This is a genomic window from Clostridium chauvoei (assembly GCF_002327185.1).
GTDB lineage: Bacteria > Bacillota > Clostridia > Clostridiales > Clostridiaceae > Clostridium > Clostridium chauvoei.
Genome location: NZ_CP018624.1, coordinates 1,427,486 through 1,442,755, shown reverse-complemented (window position 1 = coordinate 1,442,755; position 15,270 = coordinate 1,427,486). Strand labels below are relative to the sequence as shown.

The window sequence follows — 15,270 nt, the reverse complement described above, 5'->3', positions numbered from 1 at the left end:
TGGAGAGTGGATAATTATGAGAAAATCAGAAAAAGTAGTAAATGAATTATTGGTGAAAATATTTGATGATATTTTGGAAATTGAAGAAAAAACATTAAAGCATGGACATCTTTCAGATTTATCAGTAACAGAAATGCATACTATTGAAGCTATAGGAATGTACTCATATAGAACTATGAGTGAAGTAGCACAAGATTTAGATATTACAGTTGGAACATTAACTACAGCAATAAATAAATTAATAAAAAAGATTATGTAGAAAGAAAAAGAATAGAAGAAGATAGAAGAGTAGTATTAGTTGGATTAACTAAAAAAGGAAAGCTTGCTTTTAGATTGCATGAAAAATTCCATAATGAAATGGTTCAAAGTACCATAGAAGGCTTAACAGAAGAAGAGGAAGAAATACTTATATCATCATTAGAAAGGTTAAGTGAGTACTTTAAAAAGAAGCATGAGTTAATCAAGTAAGGAGATTATATGAATGAAATAATAATTAACGGAGTTGGAGCTTATGTACCTTCTAACATTGTAACAAACAATGATTTAAGCAAGATTGTTGAAACAAGTGATGAGTGGATATTCGAAAGAACGGGAATAAGAGAACGTAGAATATCAGAAGGTGAAGATACATCAGAAATAGCAATTAAAGCTGCTTATGCAGCTTTAAAAAACTCTGATTTAAAACCAGAGGATATAGAACTTTTAATAGTTGCAACTATAACTCCTGATATGTTTACACCATCAGTTGCATGTATGGTACAAAAGGAAATAGGAGCTTTAAATGCAACAGCTTTTGATATTAATGCAGCATGTTCAGGATTCTTATACTCAATGCAAGTTGCAGAAGGTATGATGAAATCTTTTAATTATAAGCATGCATTAATAATTGGAGCAGAGGTATTATCTAAGATAGTAGATTGGAAAGATAGAGGAACTTGTGTGTTATTTGGTGATGGAGCAGGAGCAGCTATTTTATCAAGAAGCAATGAAAAGGGAATAATTAAATCCTTTACTAAGGCTTATGGAGATAAGTGGGAGTGCTTAACTGCTGGATCTGTAGATGTATGCAATCCTTACGTTCAGAATATTCAAAATAAAAAGAAATTTATAGAGATGAATGGAAGGGAAGTATTTAGGTTTGCAACGTCAATTATTCAAGAAAGTGTAAATAAAGTTTTAGAAGGAACAGAATATTCATTAGATGATATTAAATATATAGTTCCACACCAAGCTAATGTAAGGATAATAGATTATGCTTCAAAAAAATTAGGTGTAGAAAAGTCTAGGTTTTTTGTAAATCTAGATAGGATAGGAAATACTTCATCAGCATCAATACCAATTGCTGTTAATGAAATGAAGGAAAAGGGTATGCTTAAAAAGGGTGATAAAATCATACTTGTAGGTTTTGGCGGAGGCTTAACTTATGGTTCAGTTTTAATTGAATGGAAAAAATAATATAGTATTAAGTAAAATTTATAATATAAAAATTAAAAGAAAAACATGGAGGAGATTTAAAATGTTATTTGAAAAAATTAAAAAGGTAATAGTAGATCAATTAGGAGTAAGTGAAAGTGAAGTAAAATTAGAAACAACTTTTGAAGAATTAGGAGCAGATTCATTAGATTTATTCCAAGTTGTAATTGAGTTAGAAGAAGAATTTGGAATTCAACTAGAAGAAGCAGAAGAATTAAAAACTGTTAAGGATGCAGTAGATTACGTACAATCAAAATTAAATTAGTTCTCAACAGATTAAGTCAGATAGTATTATCTGGCTTATTAAATAGGAGGAATTTTTATGGAATCGACTAGAATCAATGAGTTATTAGGTATTAAGTATCCAATTTTCCAAGGGGGAATGGCTTGGATAGCAGACGCATCATTAGCAGCTGCTGTAAGTGAAGCAGGTGGACTTGGGATAATTACAGGAATAGCTCCGGTTGAATGGGTTAGATCTGAAATAAGAAAAGCAAAGGAATTAACAGATAGACCTTTTGGAGTAAATATAATGTTAATGGCTGATAATGTGGAAGAAATAGCAAAACTTGTGTGTGAAGAAAAAGTTAAAGTGGTAACAACAGGAGCAGGAAGCCCTAGTAAGTATATGAATATGTGGAAAGAGGCTGGGATAATAGTAATACCAGTTGTAGCTTCAGTTGCATTAGCAAAGAGAATGGAAAAAGCAGGTGCTGATGCGATAATAGCAGAAGGAACAGAGTCAGGTGGTCATGTGGGGCAATTAACAACTATGACTTTAGTACCACAGGTTGTTGATTCAGTAAATATACCAGTTGTAGCAGCTGGTGGTATTGGAGATGGAAGAGGAGTTGCAGCTTCTTATATGTTAGGTGCAGAAGGGGTTCAGGTTGGAACTAGGTTCTTAGTTGCAAAGGAGTGTACAGTTCATCAAAATTATAAAGATAAAGTTTTGTCAGCTAAAGATATCGATACAGATGTAACAGGAAGAATTACAGGGCATCCAGTTAGAGTTTTAAGAACTAAGCTTTCAAGAGAGTTTATGAAACTTGAAAAGGCTGGAGAAGTTGAAAAGATGGAGGAGTTAGGAAGAGGAGCTTTGGCAAGAGCTGCAAAAGAAGGAGATTTAGATAAGGGTTCAGTAATGGCTGGACAAATATCAGGACTTGTAAATAAAGAGCAAACAGCTAAAGAAATAATAGAAGAAATCTTTTTAGAAGCTACCAATGTGATGGGAAGATTTGGGGGGAACAATGAATAAGAAAATAGCATTTCTTTTTTCTGGTCAAGGAGCACAATATGTAGGTATGGGAAAAAACTTATATGAAAATATACCAGAATGTAGAGAAATTTTTAATAGAGGCGAAGAAATATTAAAAATGCCAATTAAAGATATGATGTTTAATGGACCAGAGGAAGTTTTAACTTTAACAGAGAATACTCAGCCAGCTATATTATTAACATCTTTAGCATGTTTAAAAGCTTTAGAGATTAATGGAATAGAAAGTGATGTTATCGCAGGACTTTCTTTAGGAGAATATACAGCTTTAATTTATGGTGGCGTAATTTCTTTTGAGGATGGAGTAAAGCTTATAAAAGAAAGAGGAAGAATTATGGGATCAGCTTCAAGTCTTGGAACTATGGCGGCAGTCCTTAAATTAGATAATGAAAAAATTAATGAATTACTAAAAAGAGCAAAAGAATTTGGAGTAATAGAAGGTGCTAACTATAATTGTCCAGGACAAGTTGCATTAGCAGGGGATTTTAAAGCTATAGAGGCGTCTATTAAAATAGCTAAAGAGCTTGGTGGTATGGCAGTACCTTTAAAAGTAAGTGGACCTTTTCACAGCTCCTTACTTAAAGATGCAAGTTTTGAGTTTTTTGATACTTTAAAAGATGTAAAAATAAATGAAGCAAAGAAAATAGTATATGCAAATGTAAAAGGAACTCAATATAAAAAAGAAGATGATATTAAGGATTTTCTTAGAAAACAAATGATGTCTTCAGTATTATTTGAAAAAATAATAAAAGATATGATAGATAATGGAGTTAATACTTTTGTAGAAATAGGGCCAGGAAAGGCATTAAGAGGTTTTGTTAAAAGAATAAATAGAAAAGTAGAAGTTTTAAATATAGAAGATATGGCTTCATTAGAAGCTACAGTAAAGGCATTAAAATCATAGGAGGACTATATGTTAAAGAATAAGTGTGCAGTAGTAACAGGAGCAACAAGAGGAATTGGGAGAGCAATAGCTAAAAAGTATGCAAAACTTGGAGCTAATATTGTTATTAATTATAGAAATAGTGATGAAGAAGCAAAAAAATTAGAAGAAGAACTTAGAGAACTAGGAGTAGAAGTCTTAGTTGTAAAAGCTGATATAAGTGATTTTGAGGAAGCTCAAAATTTAATAAATTTAGCAAAAGAAACTTTTGGAACTGTAGATATTTTAGTCAATAATGCGGGAATTACTAAAGATGGATTAGTAATGAGAATGAAGGAAGAAGACTTTGATAGCGTAATTGAAGTAAATTTAAAAGGTGTATTTAATTGTTTAAGAGCAGTATCTCCAATAATGATAAGACAAAAATCAGGGAAGATAATAAATATGTCTTCAGTAGTTGGAATAATAGGAAATGCAGGACAAATAAATTATTGTGCAGCAAAGGCTGGAGTTATTGGAATGACTAAATCCTTAGCAAGAGAAATTGGAGGAAGAGGTATTAATGTTAATGCTATTGCTCCTGGATTTATTCAAACAGATATGACAAATAAATTATCAGATAAAAATAAAGAAATGATACTTGGGAATATTCCACTTAAAAGATTAGGAAATGTTGAAGACATTGCAGAAGTAGCTGCATTTTTAGCAAGTGATGCTTCATCATATATAACAGGTCAAGTTATAAGTGTAGATGGCGGAATGGCTATATAAATGGAGGAGCAAAGATGAGTAGAAGAGTAGTAATTACTGGAATGGGTGCTATTACACCCATTGGAAATGATGTTAAGAGCTTTTGGAATAATTCAAAGGAAGGGAAACTAGGAATAGATTTTATAAAATCTATTGATGTATCAAATTTAGATGTAAAGGTTGCTGGAGAAGTTAAAGATTTTAATCCACAAGGAATTATAGATAAAAAAGAACTTAGAAGGTTAGATAAATTTGTACAATATGGAATTGTAGCATGTGATGAAGCTATAAAAAGTGCAAGTTTAGATTTAGATAAAATAAATAAAGAACGACTTGGTGTTCTGGTTGGATCTGGAATCGGTGGATTTTCAACAATGGAGAATGGATTTAAAGTATTATTTGATAGAGGAGCTAAAAGAGTATCACCATTATTTATACCAATGGCAATAATAAATTTAGGAGCTGGAAATATAGCTATTAAATATGGAGCTAAAGGTATGTGCAATTCAGCAGTTACAGCTTGTGCAACAGGAACAAATAATATAGGTGATGCATTTAGACATATAAAGCATGGATATGCAGATATAATGATTGCTGGAGGTACTGAAGCTCCAATAACTCAAATGGCTATTGCTGGTTTTAATAGTATGAAGGCATTAAATTCATCAAATAATATAGAAAGAGCATCTACTCCTTTTGATAAAGAAAGAAGCGGTTTTGTAATGGGGGAAGGTGCTGGAATTTTAATAATGGAAAGTTTAGAACATGCAATTAATAGAGGAGCAAATATACTAGCTGAAATTGTTGGATATGGTTCAACTTGCGATGCACATCATATAACTTCACCAGATCCAGAAGGAGAAGGAGCAGCTAGAGCTATAAAGCAAGCTATAGAAGAAGCAAATATTGAGGAAAATGAAATTTCTTATATAAATGCTCATGGTACTTCAACTCAATTAAATGATAAGTTTGAGACAGCAGCAATAAAGAAGGTCTTTGGTGAAAATGCATATAATATTCCAATATCGTCAACAAAATCAATGACTGGACATCTGTTAGGTGCAGCAGGAGCTATTGAAAGTATAATATGTATAAATGCTTTAAGAGATAGTTTTGTACCTCCTACTATAGGGTTACAAGTAAAGGATGAAGAATTAGATTTAGATTATATACCTAATGTAGGAAGAAATGTAGAGGTTAAATATGCATTAACAAACTCTTTAGGCTTTGGAGGCCATAACGCATCTTTAGTATTTAAAAAGTGGGATTAAATTTTAGGAGGATTATTTATGGATTTTAAAGAGATAAGAGAGTTAGTAGAAATGATTAACTCATCTGAACTTGCTTATTTTGAATTAAAAATGGGTGAGAGTTATATAAAAATGGATAAATCACTAACGAGAAATACTCCAGAAAAATCTTCTGATAAAGATAAATTAAATACAGTAGAAGATGTAAAAAATACAGAAAAACAAGTTGCTTTAGAAAAAGAAGTTAAAAATGAAGTTAGTGTTATAGACAATGAAGTTAAAGAGGAAGATTTAGATCTTATAGAAATAAAATGTCCTATGGTTGGAACTTTTTATAGTTCATCAGCACCAGGAAAAGATGCTTTTGTAAAAGAAGGTGACAAAGTATCTAAAGGAAATGTTTTATGTATAGTTGAAGCTATGAAGCTTATGAATGAAATAGAATGTGAATATGATTGTGAAATCTATAAAGTACTAGTAAATGATGGTGATATGGTAGAGTATGGTCAACCATTATTTAGTGTAAGGAGAGTGTAAAAATGCTTGGACCTAAAGAGATAAAGGAAATAATCCCTCATAGATATCCATTTTTATTATTAGATAGAGTAGAAGAAATAGTTGATGGTGTTAGTGCAAAAGGTTTTAAAAATGTTTCAATAAATGAACCTTTTTTTCAAGGACATTATCCAGACTATCCTGTTATGCCAGGAGTTTTAATTTTAGAAGCTATGGCACAATTAGGAGCGGTAGCTGTATTAAGTAAAGAAGAAAATAAAGGAAAAATACCTCTATTTGCAGGAACTAATAAGGTAAGATGGAAAAAACAAGTTGTTCCTGGAGATAAATTAGATTTATATGTTGAAATAATAAAATTAAAAGGGCCAATAGGAGTAGGGAAAGGTATTTCAACAGTTGATGGAGTAAAGGCTTGTGAGGCAGAATTACTATTTGCTATAGGATAGGTGATAATTATGTTAAAGAAAGTGCTAATTGCAAACAGAGGAGAAATAGCTGTTAGAATAATAAGAGCATGTAGGGAACTTGGAATATTAACGGTAGCTGTTTATTCAGAAGCTGATAAAGAAGCCTTGCATACACAATTAGCAGATGAGGCTGTATGTATAGGACCACCTTTAGCTAAAGATAGCTATTTAAACATTACTAATATATTAAGTGCATGTGTTTTAACAGGTGCAGATGCAATACATCCTGGATTTGGATTTTTATCAGAAAATGCTCGTTTTGCAAAAATGTGTGTAGAATGTAATATAAAATTTATCGGACCAGATTTCGAATCCATAGAACTTATGGGAAATAAGGCAAAGGCAAGAGAAGTTATGAAAAATGCTAATGTACCAGTAGTACCAGGATATGAGGGGATTATAGAAAATGAAGAGCATGCATTAATGCTAGCTAAAGAAATAGGTTACCCTTTAATGGTTAAAGCTTCAGCTGGTGGAGGCGGTAAAGGTATAAGAATAGTTAGAGAAGAAAGTGAATTTAAATTAGCCTATAATACCGCTAAGGCAGAAGCTCAAGCTTGTTTTGGAGATGATAGAATATATTTAGAAAAGTTTATAGAAAAGCCAAGACATATAGAATTTCAAATATTAGCAGATGAATTTAATAATGTAATTCACTTAGGAGAAAGAGAATGTTCATTGCAAAGAAAAAATCAGAAGGTTTTAGAAGAAGCTCCATCAACATTTCTAAATGAAGATTTAAGAAATGAAATGGGTGAAATTGCAAAAAGAGCAGCTAGAGCAGTTAACTATAAAAATGCAGGAACTATTGAATTTTTAGTTGATAAAAACGGAGAATATTATTTCATGGAGATGAATACTAGAATACAAGTAGAACATCCTATAACTGAAATGATAACAGATATAGATTTAGTTAAAGAACAACTAAAAATAGCATCTAAAATTCCTTTAACTTTAAAGCAAGAAGATGTGAAAATATCTGGTCATGCAATAGAGTGTAGAATAAATGCAGAAGATCCATGTAAGGATTTTAGACCATGTCCTGGAACTATAAAAGAATTATGTATGCCAGCAGGAATGGGAGTTAGAATAGATAGTGCTATATATTGTGGATATAAAATTCCTCATAATTATGATTCTATGATTGGAAAATTAATAACCTTTGCAAAAACAAGAGAAGAAGCAATTATAAAAATGAAAAGGTCATTGGCAGAGTTTGGTATTGGGGGAGTTGTTACTAATATAGATTTTCAATATTGGTTAATTCAACAAGAGGAATTTTTAAGGGGAGAATATGATACTTCCTTTTTAGCAGAAAAGATGGTGAAGAAAGATGCTTAAGGATTTATTTAAGAAAAGTCAATATGCAACAGTAAGTAAAGTAACATTTAGCAATAATGAAATGGGAGAAAAACCCAATATACCTTCAGGTATGTGGACTAAATGTGATAGTTGTGGAAATGTACTTTATACTAAAGATTTAGATTTAAACTTAAATGTATGTAATAGATGTGGGTTTCATTTTAGAATAAATGCAAAGGAAAGAATAAGACAAATATTTGATAAAGACTCTTTTAAGGAAGTTTTTAAAGAGGTAGTAACAACAAATCCTTTAAATTTTAATGGGTATGAAGAAAAGATAAAAAAAGGAATAAGTTCATCAGGTAGTGATGAAGCTGTAATTACTGGTATTGGTAAAATAAATAAAATAGAAGTAGCTACTGCTGTTATGGATAGCTTCTTTATGATGGGAAGTATGGGGAGTGTAGTAGGTGAGAAAATTACTAGAATAGTAGAATATGCTACAGATAATAACTTACCATTAATTATATTTACAACCTCAGGGGGAGCTAGAATGCAAGAGGGGATTTTTTCTCTTATGCAAATGGCAAAGGTATCAGCAGCTATTGCAAGGCATGATGAAAAAGGACTTCTTTATATAACAGTTTTAACAGATCCAACTACAGGGGGAGTTACAGCAAGTTTTGCAATGGAAGGCGATATTATTTTAAGTGAACCAAAAACTTTAGTAGGATTTGCTGGGAGAAGAGTTATTGAAAATACTATAAAAGAAACACTTCCAGAGGATTTTCAAAGTTCAGAGTTTCTTTTAGAAAAAGGGTTTATAGACTCAATAGTAGAAAGAAAAAACTTAAGAGGTCATATTTATAAAATTCTATATCTTCATGGAGGTAAAGAAAATGAGTAGAGAATTAATTAGAAGTATATCTGTTTGGGATAAGGTAAATGTAGCAAGACATAAAGATAGACCAAATGGGAAGTTTTATATAGATAATATTTTTGAAAATTTTATTGAATTACATGGAGATAGAAATTTTGGAGATGATAAAGCTATAATTGGTGGAATTGCATCAATTAATAATAAAAGTGTTACAGTTATAGCTATTACTAAAGGAGAAAACACTAAAGAAAATATAGAAAGAAATTTTGGTATGCCAAATCCAGAGGGTTATAGAAAAGCTTTAAGACTTATGAAGCAAGCAGAAAAGTTTAATAGGCCTGTAATTTGTTTTGTAGACACTCCAGGAGCTTTTTGCGGTATAGGAGCAGAAGAAAGAGGTCAAGGGCAAGCAATTGCACAAAATTTAATGGAAATGAGTAGATTAAAGACTCCAATAATATCTATAATTATTGGAGAAGGTGGAAGCGGTGGTGCTCTTGCTTTAGCTGTAGCAGATAAAGTTTTTATGCTTGAACATTCTATTTATTCTATTTTATCTCCAGAAGGTTTTGCATCAATTTTATGGAAGGATGGAAGCAAGGCTAAAGAAGCAGCAGAAGTTATGAAAATAACAGCTCAAGATTTAAGGGAGTTTAAAATAATAGATAAAGTTATAAGAGAGCCACGAGGTGGAGCTCATAAACACAAAATAAGAATGGCATTAGGAATAAAAAAAGAATTATTAGATTCACTTAAAGAGTTAGAAAATAAGAATACAAAAGATCTTTTATCAGAAAGATATGATAAATTTAGAAAAATGGGGAATTTTACTTAGAAGAAAACAGCGATTTAGGCTGTTTTTCTTTTTATAGGTAAAAAAATATGATATTATTATGAAAAGCAAAATGAATATAGGGGGATTATATTTATGAGAAATAATAGTTTAGAAGTTGCTAAAATAGCAACTAAAATGGCTATTTCAACTAGAGAAGAAGAAGAAAAGTTGAAAATAGATTTAAAAAAAGAAGGTTTTTTAGTTACAGCCGTTAATATTGGAGGAAATATAAACGAATCTACTTCTAAAATTTTAGAAAGAGCTTTAGTTGCATCTAAAAGAAATGATGTAATAAGAGAAGAGCATCTTCATGAAGGTGGTATAATTGGAGCAACAAGAGATGCTCTTATGCAAATATGGGATAGAGCTAGTGGACAAAATGTTGGTGGGAAAATTGGAATAGCTAGAAAAGGTGAGCATTTAAGTGTATGTATTTTTCTAAGTATAGGGTTATTACATTTAGATGAAGTAGTTATAGGAATTGGACATAGAGCAGTACCTATGTAAGTGTTAGAATGAGAATTTTTTTATTCTCATTTTTTTTATTTAAAATAAATTATGTAAATATTAAATAGAATTTAGAAATGTGAAAAAAATATGAATAGATTGTTATATTAATAACAATAAATTGTAGAAAATATTCCTTGTATATATTTGGAATAAACATTTAGAAAAGGGTTAAAACCGAATAGATAATTCAGAAGAGAAAAAATAATCAGAAAATACAAAAAATAAAAAAGTATAGAATAATATGCTTACAATAGGGCAAAATAGGAGTGGCAATAGATTGTAGCAATAAAATAAATGGCTATTTTACAAGCTTGCAATAGTTTTATATATTTTATTAATAAAAATAAGAAAATAAAAATAAAAAAAACAAGAAAAAAAGATTGACAAAAAATAAACAATCTTATACAATGAATTTGTAGTCGATGAGAAATCGATGAAAACATAATAATTAAAATAGATAAAAATAAAATTTACATATTTGTAGGAGGAATAACAATGGCAGTTACAAATGCACAAGAGTTAACTCAAAGAATTAAAGACCTTAGAGCAGCACAAAAAGTGTTTGCTACATACACTCAAGAACAAGTTGATGAAATCTTTAGACAAGCAGCTATGGCAGCTAATGATAACAGAATTAAATTAGCAAAAATGGCAGTAGAAGAAAGCGGAATGGGAATAGTAGAAGATAAGGTTATAAAGAACCACTTCGCTGCTGAATATATATATAACCAATACAAGGATATGAAAACTTGTGGAGTTATAGAAGAAGACCATACATTTGGTATTACTAAAGTTGCAGAGCCAATAGGAGTTATCGCTGCTATAGTTCCAACTACAAACCCAACTTCAACAGCTATATTCAAAACTTTAATAGCTTTAAAGACTAGAAATGCAATAATCATTTCACCACATCCAAGAGCTAAACATGCTACAATCGCAGCAGCTAAAATAGTTTTAGATGCAGCCGTTAAAGCTGGTGCTCCAGAAGGAATAATCGCTTGGATAGATGAACCTTCAGTTGAATTATCACAAAATGTTATGAGAGAATCAGATATAATACTTGCTACAGGTGGTCCTGCAATGGTTAAGTCAGCTTACTCATCAGGAAGACCAGCTTTAGGAGTTGGAGCAGGAAATACTCCAGCGATCATAGATGAAACAGCTCACATTAAAATGGCTGTAAACTCAGTTCTTTTATCAAAGACTTTTGATAATGGTGTAATTTGTGCATCAGAACAAAGTATATTAGTTATGGATTCAATCTATGATGAAGTTAAGAAGGAATTAGCTGAAAGAGGAGCTTACATCTTAAAGGGTGAAGAAATAGATAAGGTTAGAAAGATAATCTTAAATGAAAAAGGTGGCTTAAATGCTAACATGGTTGGTCAATCAGCTTATAAAATTGCTGAAATGGCTGGAGTTAAGGTTCCAACATCAGCTAAGGTTTTAGTTGGAGAAGTTGAATCAGTTGAATTAGAAGAACCATTCTCACATGAAAAATTATCACCAGTATTAGCAATGTACAAAGTTAAATCTTTCGATGAAGCTTTAACTAAGGCTTGCAGATTAATAGAATTAGGTGGTATGGGTCATACTTCAGTATTATATACAGACCAAGTTAAATCAACAGAAAGAATTGCAGCATTCGGAGCGGCTATGAAGACTGCAAGAACTTTAATAAACATGCCAGCATCACAAGGAGCTATCGGAGACGTATTTAACTTTAGATTAGCACCATCATTAACACTAGGATGTGGATCATGGGGTGGAAACTCAGTTTCAGAAAACGTTGGTCCTAAACACTTAATAAACGTTAAGAGTGTTGCTGAAAGGAGAGAAAATATGCTTTGGTTTAGAGTTCCAGAAAAGACTTACTTCAAATATGGTTGTTTACCAATAGCTCTTCAAGAGTTACATGAAATGGGTAAAAAGAAAGTATTTATAGTTACAGATAAAGTTTTAGCTGAATTAGGATACACAAACCATATTACTAATGTATTAGAAAGATTCGGAATGGACTTTAGAGTATTCTCAGAAGTTGAACCAGATCCAACTTTAAGAGCAGCTAAGAAGGGTGCAGAAGCAATGCTTGCATTCCAACCAGACGTAATAATTTCATTAGGTGGAGGATCACCAATGGATGCTGCTAAGATTATGTGGGTTATGTACGAACATCCAGAAGTTAGATTTGAAGATTTAGCTATGAGATTTATGGATATAAGAAAGAGAGTTTACAAGTTCCCAACTATGGGTGAAAAAGCTATGATGGTAGCAGTACCAACATCAGCAGGTACAGGATCAGAAGTTACTCCATTCGCAGTTATAACTGACGAACAAACAGGAGTTAAGTACCCACTTGCAGATTACGAACTAACTCCAGATATGGCTATAGTTGATGCTGAACTTATGATGAGCATGCCAAAGGGATTAACTTCATGTTCAGGAATCGACGTATTAGTTCATGCTATAGAAGCTTATGTTTCAGTTTTAGCATCAGAATATACAAATGGTTTAGCATTAGAAGCTATAAGATTAGTATTTAAATACTTACCACAAGCTTATAATGAAGGAACTACAAATATTAAAGCAAGAGAAAAAATGGCTCATGCTTCATCAATAGCTGGTATAGCGTTTGCTAATGCATTCTTAGGAGTTTGTCACTCAATGGCACACAAACTAGGAGCATTCCATCACTTACCACACGGAATGGCTAACTCATTATTAATAAACGAAGTAATTAAGTTTAATGCTACAGATGCGCCAACTAAGCAAGCAGCATTTGCACAATACAAGTATCCAAATGCAGCATGGAGATATGCTAGAATTGCTGATTACTTACAATTAGGTGGAAACACTGAAGCAGAAAAAGTTGAATTATTAGTTAAGGCTATAGAAGACTTACAAGCTAAAGTTGGAATGCCTAAGACTATAAAGGAAGCTGGAGTAAGCGAACAAAGCTTCTACGCTACATTAGACGAAATGGTTGAGCAAGCATTTGATGATCAATGTACAGGAGCTAACCCAAGATATCCATTAATGAGCGAACTTAAGCAAATGTATATTGATTGCTACGAAGCTCCAAAAGCACCTGTAAAGGAAGCAAAGAAGGATAATAAAAAGAAATAGCAAATAAAGCCACTAAGGTTAATTTACATTAAATAGGTAAGAGGTTTTCTATAAAATATAGAAAACCTCTTATTTTATTTTGAAAAGAAAATAAAAGACATAATAAAATTTATGATATTATATAATATAGTAAAGTTTATTAAAATAAAAAAGTTATAAAGAAATGGGGTTGGTATAAAATGAAAAAGAAAATTACTTTTGTACTATCATATATGTTAGTTATAATAATATTACTAGGATGCACAACAACTGTATCAAATAGAGAAGAAAAGAAGATTAAGGAAACAATAGATTATGTTTTATCTTATGATAAAGGGTATGATGAAAATATAAATAAGAAAATAAGTGAAGTTAATTTTTATGTTTGTAATTATGTAACTTTTTATTCTTTATATTTAGGAGATTCGGTTTTAGAAAAATATGAAAGTACTATAAAACATATAACGAAAGATGATGGAAAGTACACTGTGTATATGACGTTAGATATGGTAGCAAAAGCTAAAGAAGTTCATGGAGAAGAAGAAAAAAAAGATGAGGCGGAAGGAAAAGATGTACCTGTTCAAATAGTTTTAAGTAAGAATTCTGATGGATATCATATAGATAGTTTTAAAGAGTACGAAAGTCTAGAAAAGGCAATAGAAAGTAATGCTAATTTTAAATAAAACTAAGAAAGAGTGATAAAATGTATAAACCTTTAGCAGAGTTAATGAGACCTACTACCTTAGAGGACTTTGTTGGACAAAGACATATAATAGGTAAAGGGAAACCTCTATATAATCTGATAAATAAAAAGATAATTCCTAATTGTATATTATATGGTCCACCAGGTACAGGTAAAACCACATTAGCAAATATAATGGCGAATTACGTAGATAGGAAGTTTTATAAATTAAATGCTACAACAGCTTCAGTTAAAGATATTCAAGAAATTACCTCTAGTTTAGATAGCTTATTAAATTATAATGGTGTTGTAATTTATATAGATGAGATCCAACATTTTAGTAAAAAGCAACAACAAGCATTACTAGAATTTATTGAAAATGGACGGGTTACTCTTATAGCAAGTACAACTGAAAATCCATACTTTGCTATACATAAAGCCATTATAAGTAGGTGCAATATATTTAATTTTAATCAATTAGATATACAAGATGTAATAGTAGGCTTAAAAAGAGCTATAGAAAAACTTAAAAAAGAAGGTATAGAGGTTGAGTATTCAAAAGAAGCTTTAGATTATATAGCTACCATATCTCAAGGAGATTATAGGAAAGCTTATAATATTTTAGAGCTTACTATAAACTCTCAACTTAATAATAAAAAAGAAATATCAGTTGAATATATAGAATCTTTAAATCAATCTCATATGAGAGCAGATTCTAGTGGAGATGAGTTTTATAACTTATTAAGTGCTCTTCAAAAAAGCATTAGAGGTAGTGATGAGGATGCGGCTATACATTATTTAGCTAGATTAATAAAGAGTGGTAATTTAACAGCTATAATTAGAAGATTATCAGTAATAGTTGCTGAGGATATAGGTCTTGCTCATCCTAATGCTTTAACAGTTGTAAATTCTGGGATAGAACTTGCCTTAAAAGTTGGATTTCCAGAAGCACAAATTATTTTGGCAGAAATAGTTATTTATTTAGCTACATTACCTAAATCAAATAGTGCATATCTAGCTATAAATAATGCAATGAACGATTTGGATAAGAAAAATATCGGAGATATACCTAAACATTTAAAAGATGCTCATTATAGTGGGGCAAGTAATTTAGGTGTTAAAGGATATAAATATCCTCATAATTTTGAAAATAATTATATAAAACAACAATATATGCCTGATGAGTTAAAAGACACTAAGTATTATACTCCACAAGGAAATAAATATGAAGAAAGTCTTAAAAAATACTGGTCATCTATAAAATAAAAATAATGAAATTATAAAATAATTAGTAATGATTATTGACAATAGTAGAGTGATTTGCTAAGATATAAACAT

The 15,270-nt window shown here is 31.0% G+C and carries 15 protein-coding genes and 1 pseudogene; all 16 read left to right on the top strand.

What is annotated here, in order from left to right:
* Positions 1–16: 16 nt before the first annotated feature.
* The 16 genes and pseudogenes from BTM21_RS06810 (at position 17) to BTM21_RS06735 (ending at position 15,198) form a co-directional block, all read left to right on the top strand.
* Positions 17–468 (top strand): annotated as a pseudogene (locus BTM21_RS06810) (MarR family winged helix-turn-helix transcriptional regulator).
* A gap of 9 nt (positions 469–477) precedes the next feature.
* Positions 478–1,455 carry a beta-ketoacyl-ACP synthase III gene (locus BTM21_RS06805; protein WP_021875453.1) on the top strand — a complete coding sequence of 326 codons (978 nt, stop codon included), beginning with the start codon at positions 478–480 and terminating at the stop codon, positions 1,453–1,455.
* 61 nt (positions 1,456–1,516) lie between these two features.
* The gene (acpP, locus tag BTM21_RS06800; RefSeq protein ID WP_021875454.1) at positions 1,517–1,738 is read left to right on the top strand and encodes an acyl carrier protein; all 222 of its coding nucleotides are present in this window, start codon (positions 1,517–1,519) and stop codon (positions 1,736–1,738) included.
* A gap of 57 nt (positions 1,739–1,795) precedes the next feature.
* Complete coding sequence (gene fabK, locus BTM21_RS06795; RefSeq protein ID WP_079481293.1) at positions 1,796–2,734, top strand: enoyl-[acyl-carrier-protein] reductase FabK; 939 nt, start codon at positions 1,796–1,798, stop codon at positions 2,732–2,734.
* Positions 2,727–3,656: an ACP S-malonyltransferase gene (fabD, locus tag BTM21_RS06790; protein WP_079481294.1), complete on the top strand. Its 930-nt coding sequence runs from the start codon at positions 2,727–2,729 to the stop codon at positions 3,654–3,656. The genes fabK and fabD overlap by 8 nt, the downstream gene beginning before the upstream one ends.
* Positions 3,657–3,665: 9 nt before the next feature.
* Positions 3,666–4,406 carry a 3-oxoacyl-[acyl-carrier-protein] reductase gene (gene fabG / locus BTM21_RS06785; protein ID WP_021875457.1) on the top strand — a complete coding sequence of 247 codons (741 nt, stop codon included), beginning with the start codon at positions 3,666–3,668 and terminating at the stop codon, positions 4,404–4,406.
* A gap of 14 nt (positions 4,407–4,420) precedes the next feature.
* A complete protein-coding gene (fabF, locus tag BTM21_RS06780; protein WP_021875458.1) occupies positions 4,421–5,656 on the top strand; it encodes a beta-ketoacyl-ACP synthase II in 1,236 nt (411 codons plus the stop codon).
* A gap of 18 nt (positions 5,657–5,674) precedes the next feature.
* Entirely contained in the window at positions 5,675–6,172 is a 498-nt protein-coding gene (gene accB / locus BTM21_RS06775) for an acetyl-CoA carboxylase biotin carboxyl carrier protein (RefSeq protein WP_021875459.1), read from the top strand.
* Between the two features lie 2 nt (positions 6,173–6,174).
* Positions 6,175–6,597 carry a 3-hydroxyacyl-ACP dehydratase FabZ gene (gene fabZ, locus BTM21_RS06770; protein WP_021875460.1) on the top strand — a complete coding sequence of 141 codons (423 nt, stop codon included), beginning with the start codon at positions 6,175–6,177 and terminating at the stop codon, positions 6,595–6,597.
* A gap of 9 nt (positions 6,598–6,606) precedes the next feature.
* Positions 6,607–7,959 carry an acetyl-CoA carboxylase biotin carboxylase subunit gene (locus BTM21_RS06765; RefSeq protein WP_021875461.1) on the top strand — a complete coding sequence of 451 codons (1,353 nt, stop codon included), beginning with the start codon at positions 6,607–6,609 and terminating at the stop codon, positions 7,957–7,959.
* Positions 7,952–8,827: an acetyl-CoA carboxylase, carboxyltransferase subunit beta gene (accD, locus tag BTM21_RS06760; RefSeq protein ID WP_079481295.1), complete on the top strand. Its 876-nt coding sequence runs from the start codon at positions 7,952–7,954 to the stop codon at positions 8,825–8,827. Before BTM21_RS06765 ends, accD begins: the two co-directional genes overlap by 8 nt.
* On the top strand, positions 8,820–9,635 hold the full coding sequence (locus BTM21_RS06755) for an acetyl-CoA carboxylase carboxyltransferase subunit alpha (protein WP_079481296.1): 816 nt from the start codon (positions 8,820–8,822) through the stop codon (positions 9,633–9,635). The genes accD and BTM21_RS06755 overlap by 8 nt, the downstream gene beginning before the upstream one ends.
* Positions 9,636–9,728: 93 nt before the next feature.
* Positions 9,729–10,142 (top strand): HutP family protein, encoded by a 414-nt coding sequence (locus BTM21_RS06750; RefSeq protein ID WP_021875464.1) that lies wholly within the window; start codon positions 9,729–9,731, stop codon positions 10,140–10,142.
* Positions 10,143–10,640: 498 nt separating this feature from the next.
* The gene (gene adhE, locus BTM21_RS06745) at positions 10,641–13,271 is read left to right on the top strand and encodes a bifunctional acetaldehyde-CoA/alcohol dehydrogenase (RefSeq protein ID WP_021875465.1); all 2,631 of its coding nucleotides are present in this window, start codon (positions 10,641–10,643) and stop codon (positions 13,269–13,271) included.
* Between the two features lie 179 nt (positions 13,272–13,450).
* Positions 13,451–13,933 (top strand): hypothetical protein, encoded by a 483-nt coding sequence (locus tag BTM21_RS06740; RefSeq protein ID WP_079481297.1) that lies wholly within the window; start codon positions 13,451–13,453, stop codon positions 13,931–13,933.
* A 20-nt stretch (positions 13,934–13,953) separates the two neighbouring features.
* Positions 13,954–15,198: a replication-associated recombination protein A gene (locus BTM21_RS06735; RefSeq protein ID WP_021875467.1), complete on the top strand. Its 1,245-nt coding sequence runs from the start codon at positions 13,954–13,956 to the stop codon at positions 15,196–15,198.
* Positions 15,199–15,270: the final 72 nt, after the last annotated feature.

Coding starts and splice junctions, on each gene's coding strand:
- BTM21_RS06740 (WP_079481297.1), top strand. CDS start 13,451: ATGAAAAAGAAAATTACTTTTGTACTATCATATATGTTAGTTATAATA.
- fabG (WP_021875457.1), top strand. CDS start 3,666: ATGTTAAAGAATAAGTGTGCAGTAGTAACAGGAGCAACAAGAGGAATT.
- acpP (WP_021875454.1), top strand. CDS start 1,517: ATGTTATTTGAAAAAATTAAAAAGGTAATAGTAGATCAATTAGGAGTA.
- accD (WP_079481295.1), top strand. CDS start 7,952: ATGCTTAAGGATTTATTTAAGAAAAGTCAATATGCAACAGTAAGTAAA.
- BTM21_RS06735 (WP_021875467.1), top strand. CDS start 13,954: ATGTATAAACCTTTAGCAGAGTTAATGAGACCTACTACCTTAGAGGAC.
- BTM21_RS06805 (WP_021875453.1), top strand. CDS start 478: ATGAATGAAATAATAATTAACGGAGTTGGAGCTTATGTACCTTCTAAC.
- adhE (WP_021875465.1), top strand. CDS start 10,641: ATGGCAGTTACAAATGCACAAGAGTTAACTCAAAGAATTAAAGACCTT.
- fabF (WP_021875458.1), top strand. CDS start 4,421: ATGAGTAGAAGAGTAGTAATTACTGGAATGGGTGCTATTACACCCATT.
- fabD (WP_079481294.1), top strand. CDS start 2,727: ATGAATAAGAAAATAGCATTTCTTTTTTCTGGTCAAGGAGCACAATAT.
- BTM21_RS06750 (WP_021875464.1), top strand. CDS start 9,729: ATGAGAAATAATAGTTTAGAAGTTGCTAAAATAGCAACTAAAATGGCT.
- fabZ (WP_021875460.1), top strand. CDS start 6,175: ATGCTTGGACCTAAAGAGATAAAGGAAATAATCCCTCATAGATATCCA.
- fabK (WP_079481293.1), top strand. CDS start 1,796: ATGGAATCGACTAGAATCAATGAGTTATTAGGTATTAAGTATCCAATT.
- accB (WP_021875459.1), top strand. CDS start 5,675: ATGGATTTTAAAGAGATAAGAGAGTTAGTAGAAATGATTAACTCATCT.
- BTM21_RS06765 (WP_021875461.1), top strand. CDS start 6,607: ATGTTAAAGAAAGTGCTAATTGCAAACAGAGGAGAAATAGCTGTTAGA.
- BTM21_RS06755 (WP_079481296.1), top strand. CDS start 8,820: ATGAGTAGAGAATTAATTAGAAGTATATCTGTTTGGGATAAGGTAAAT.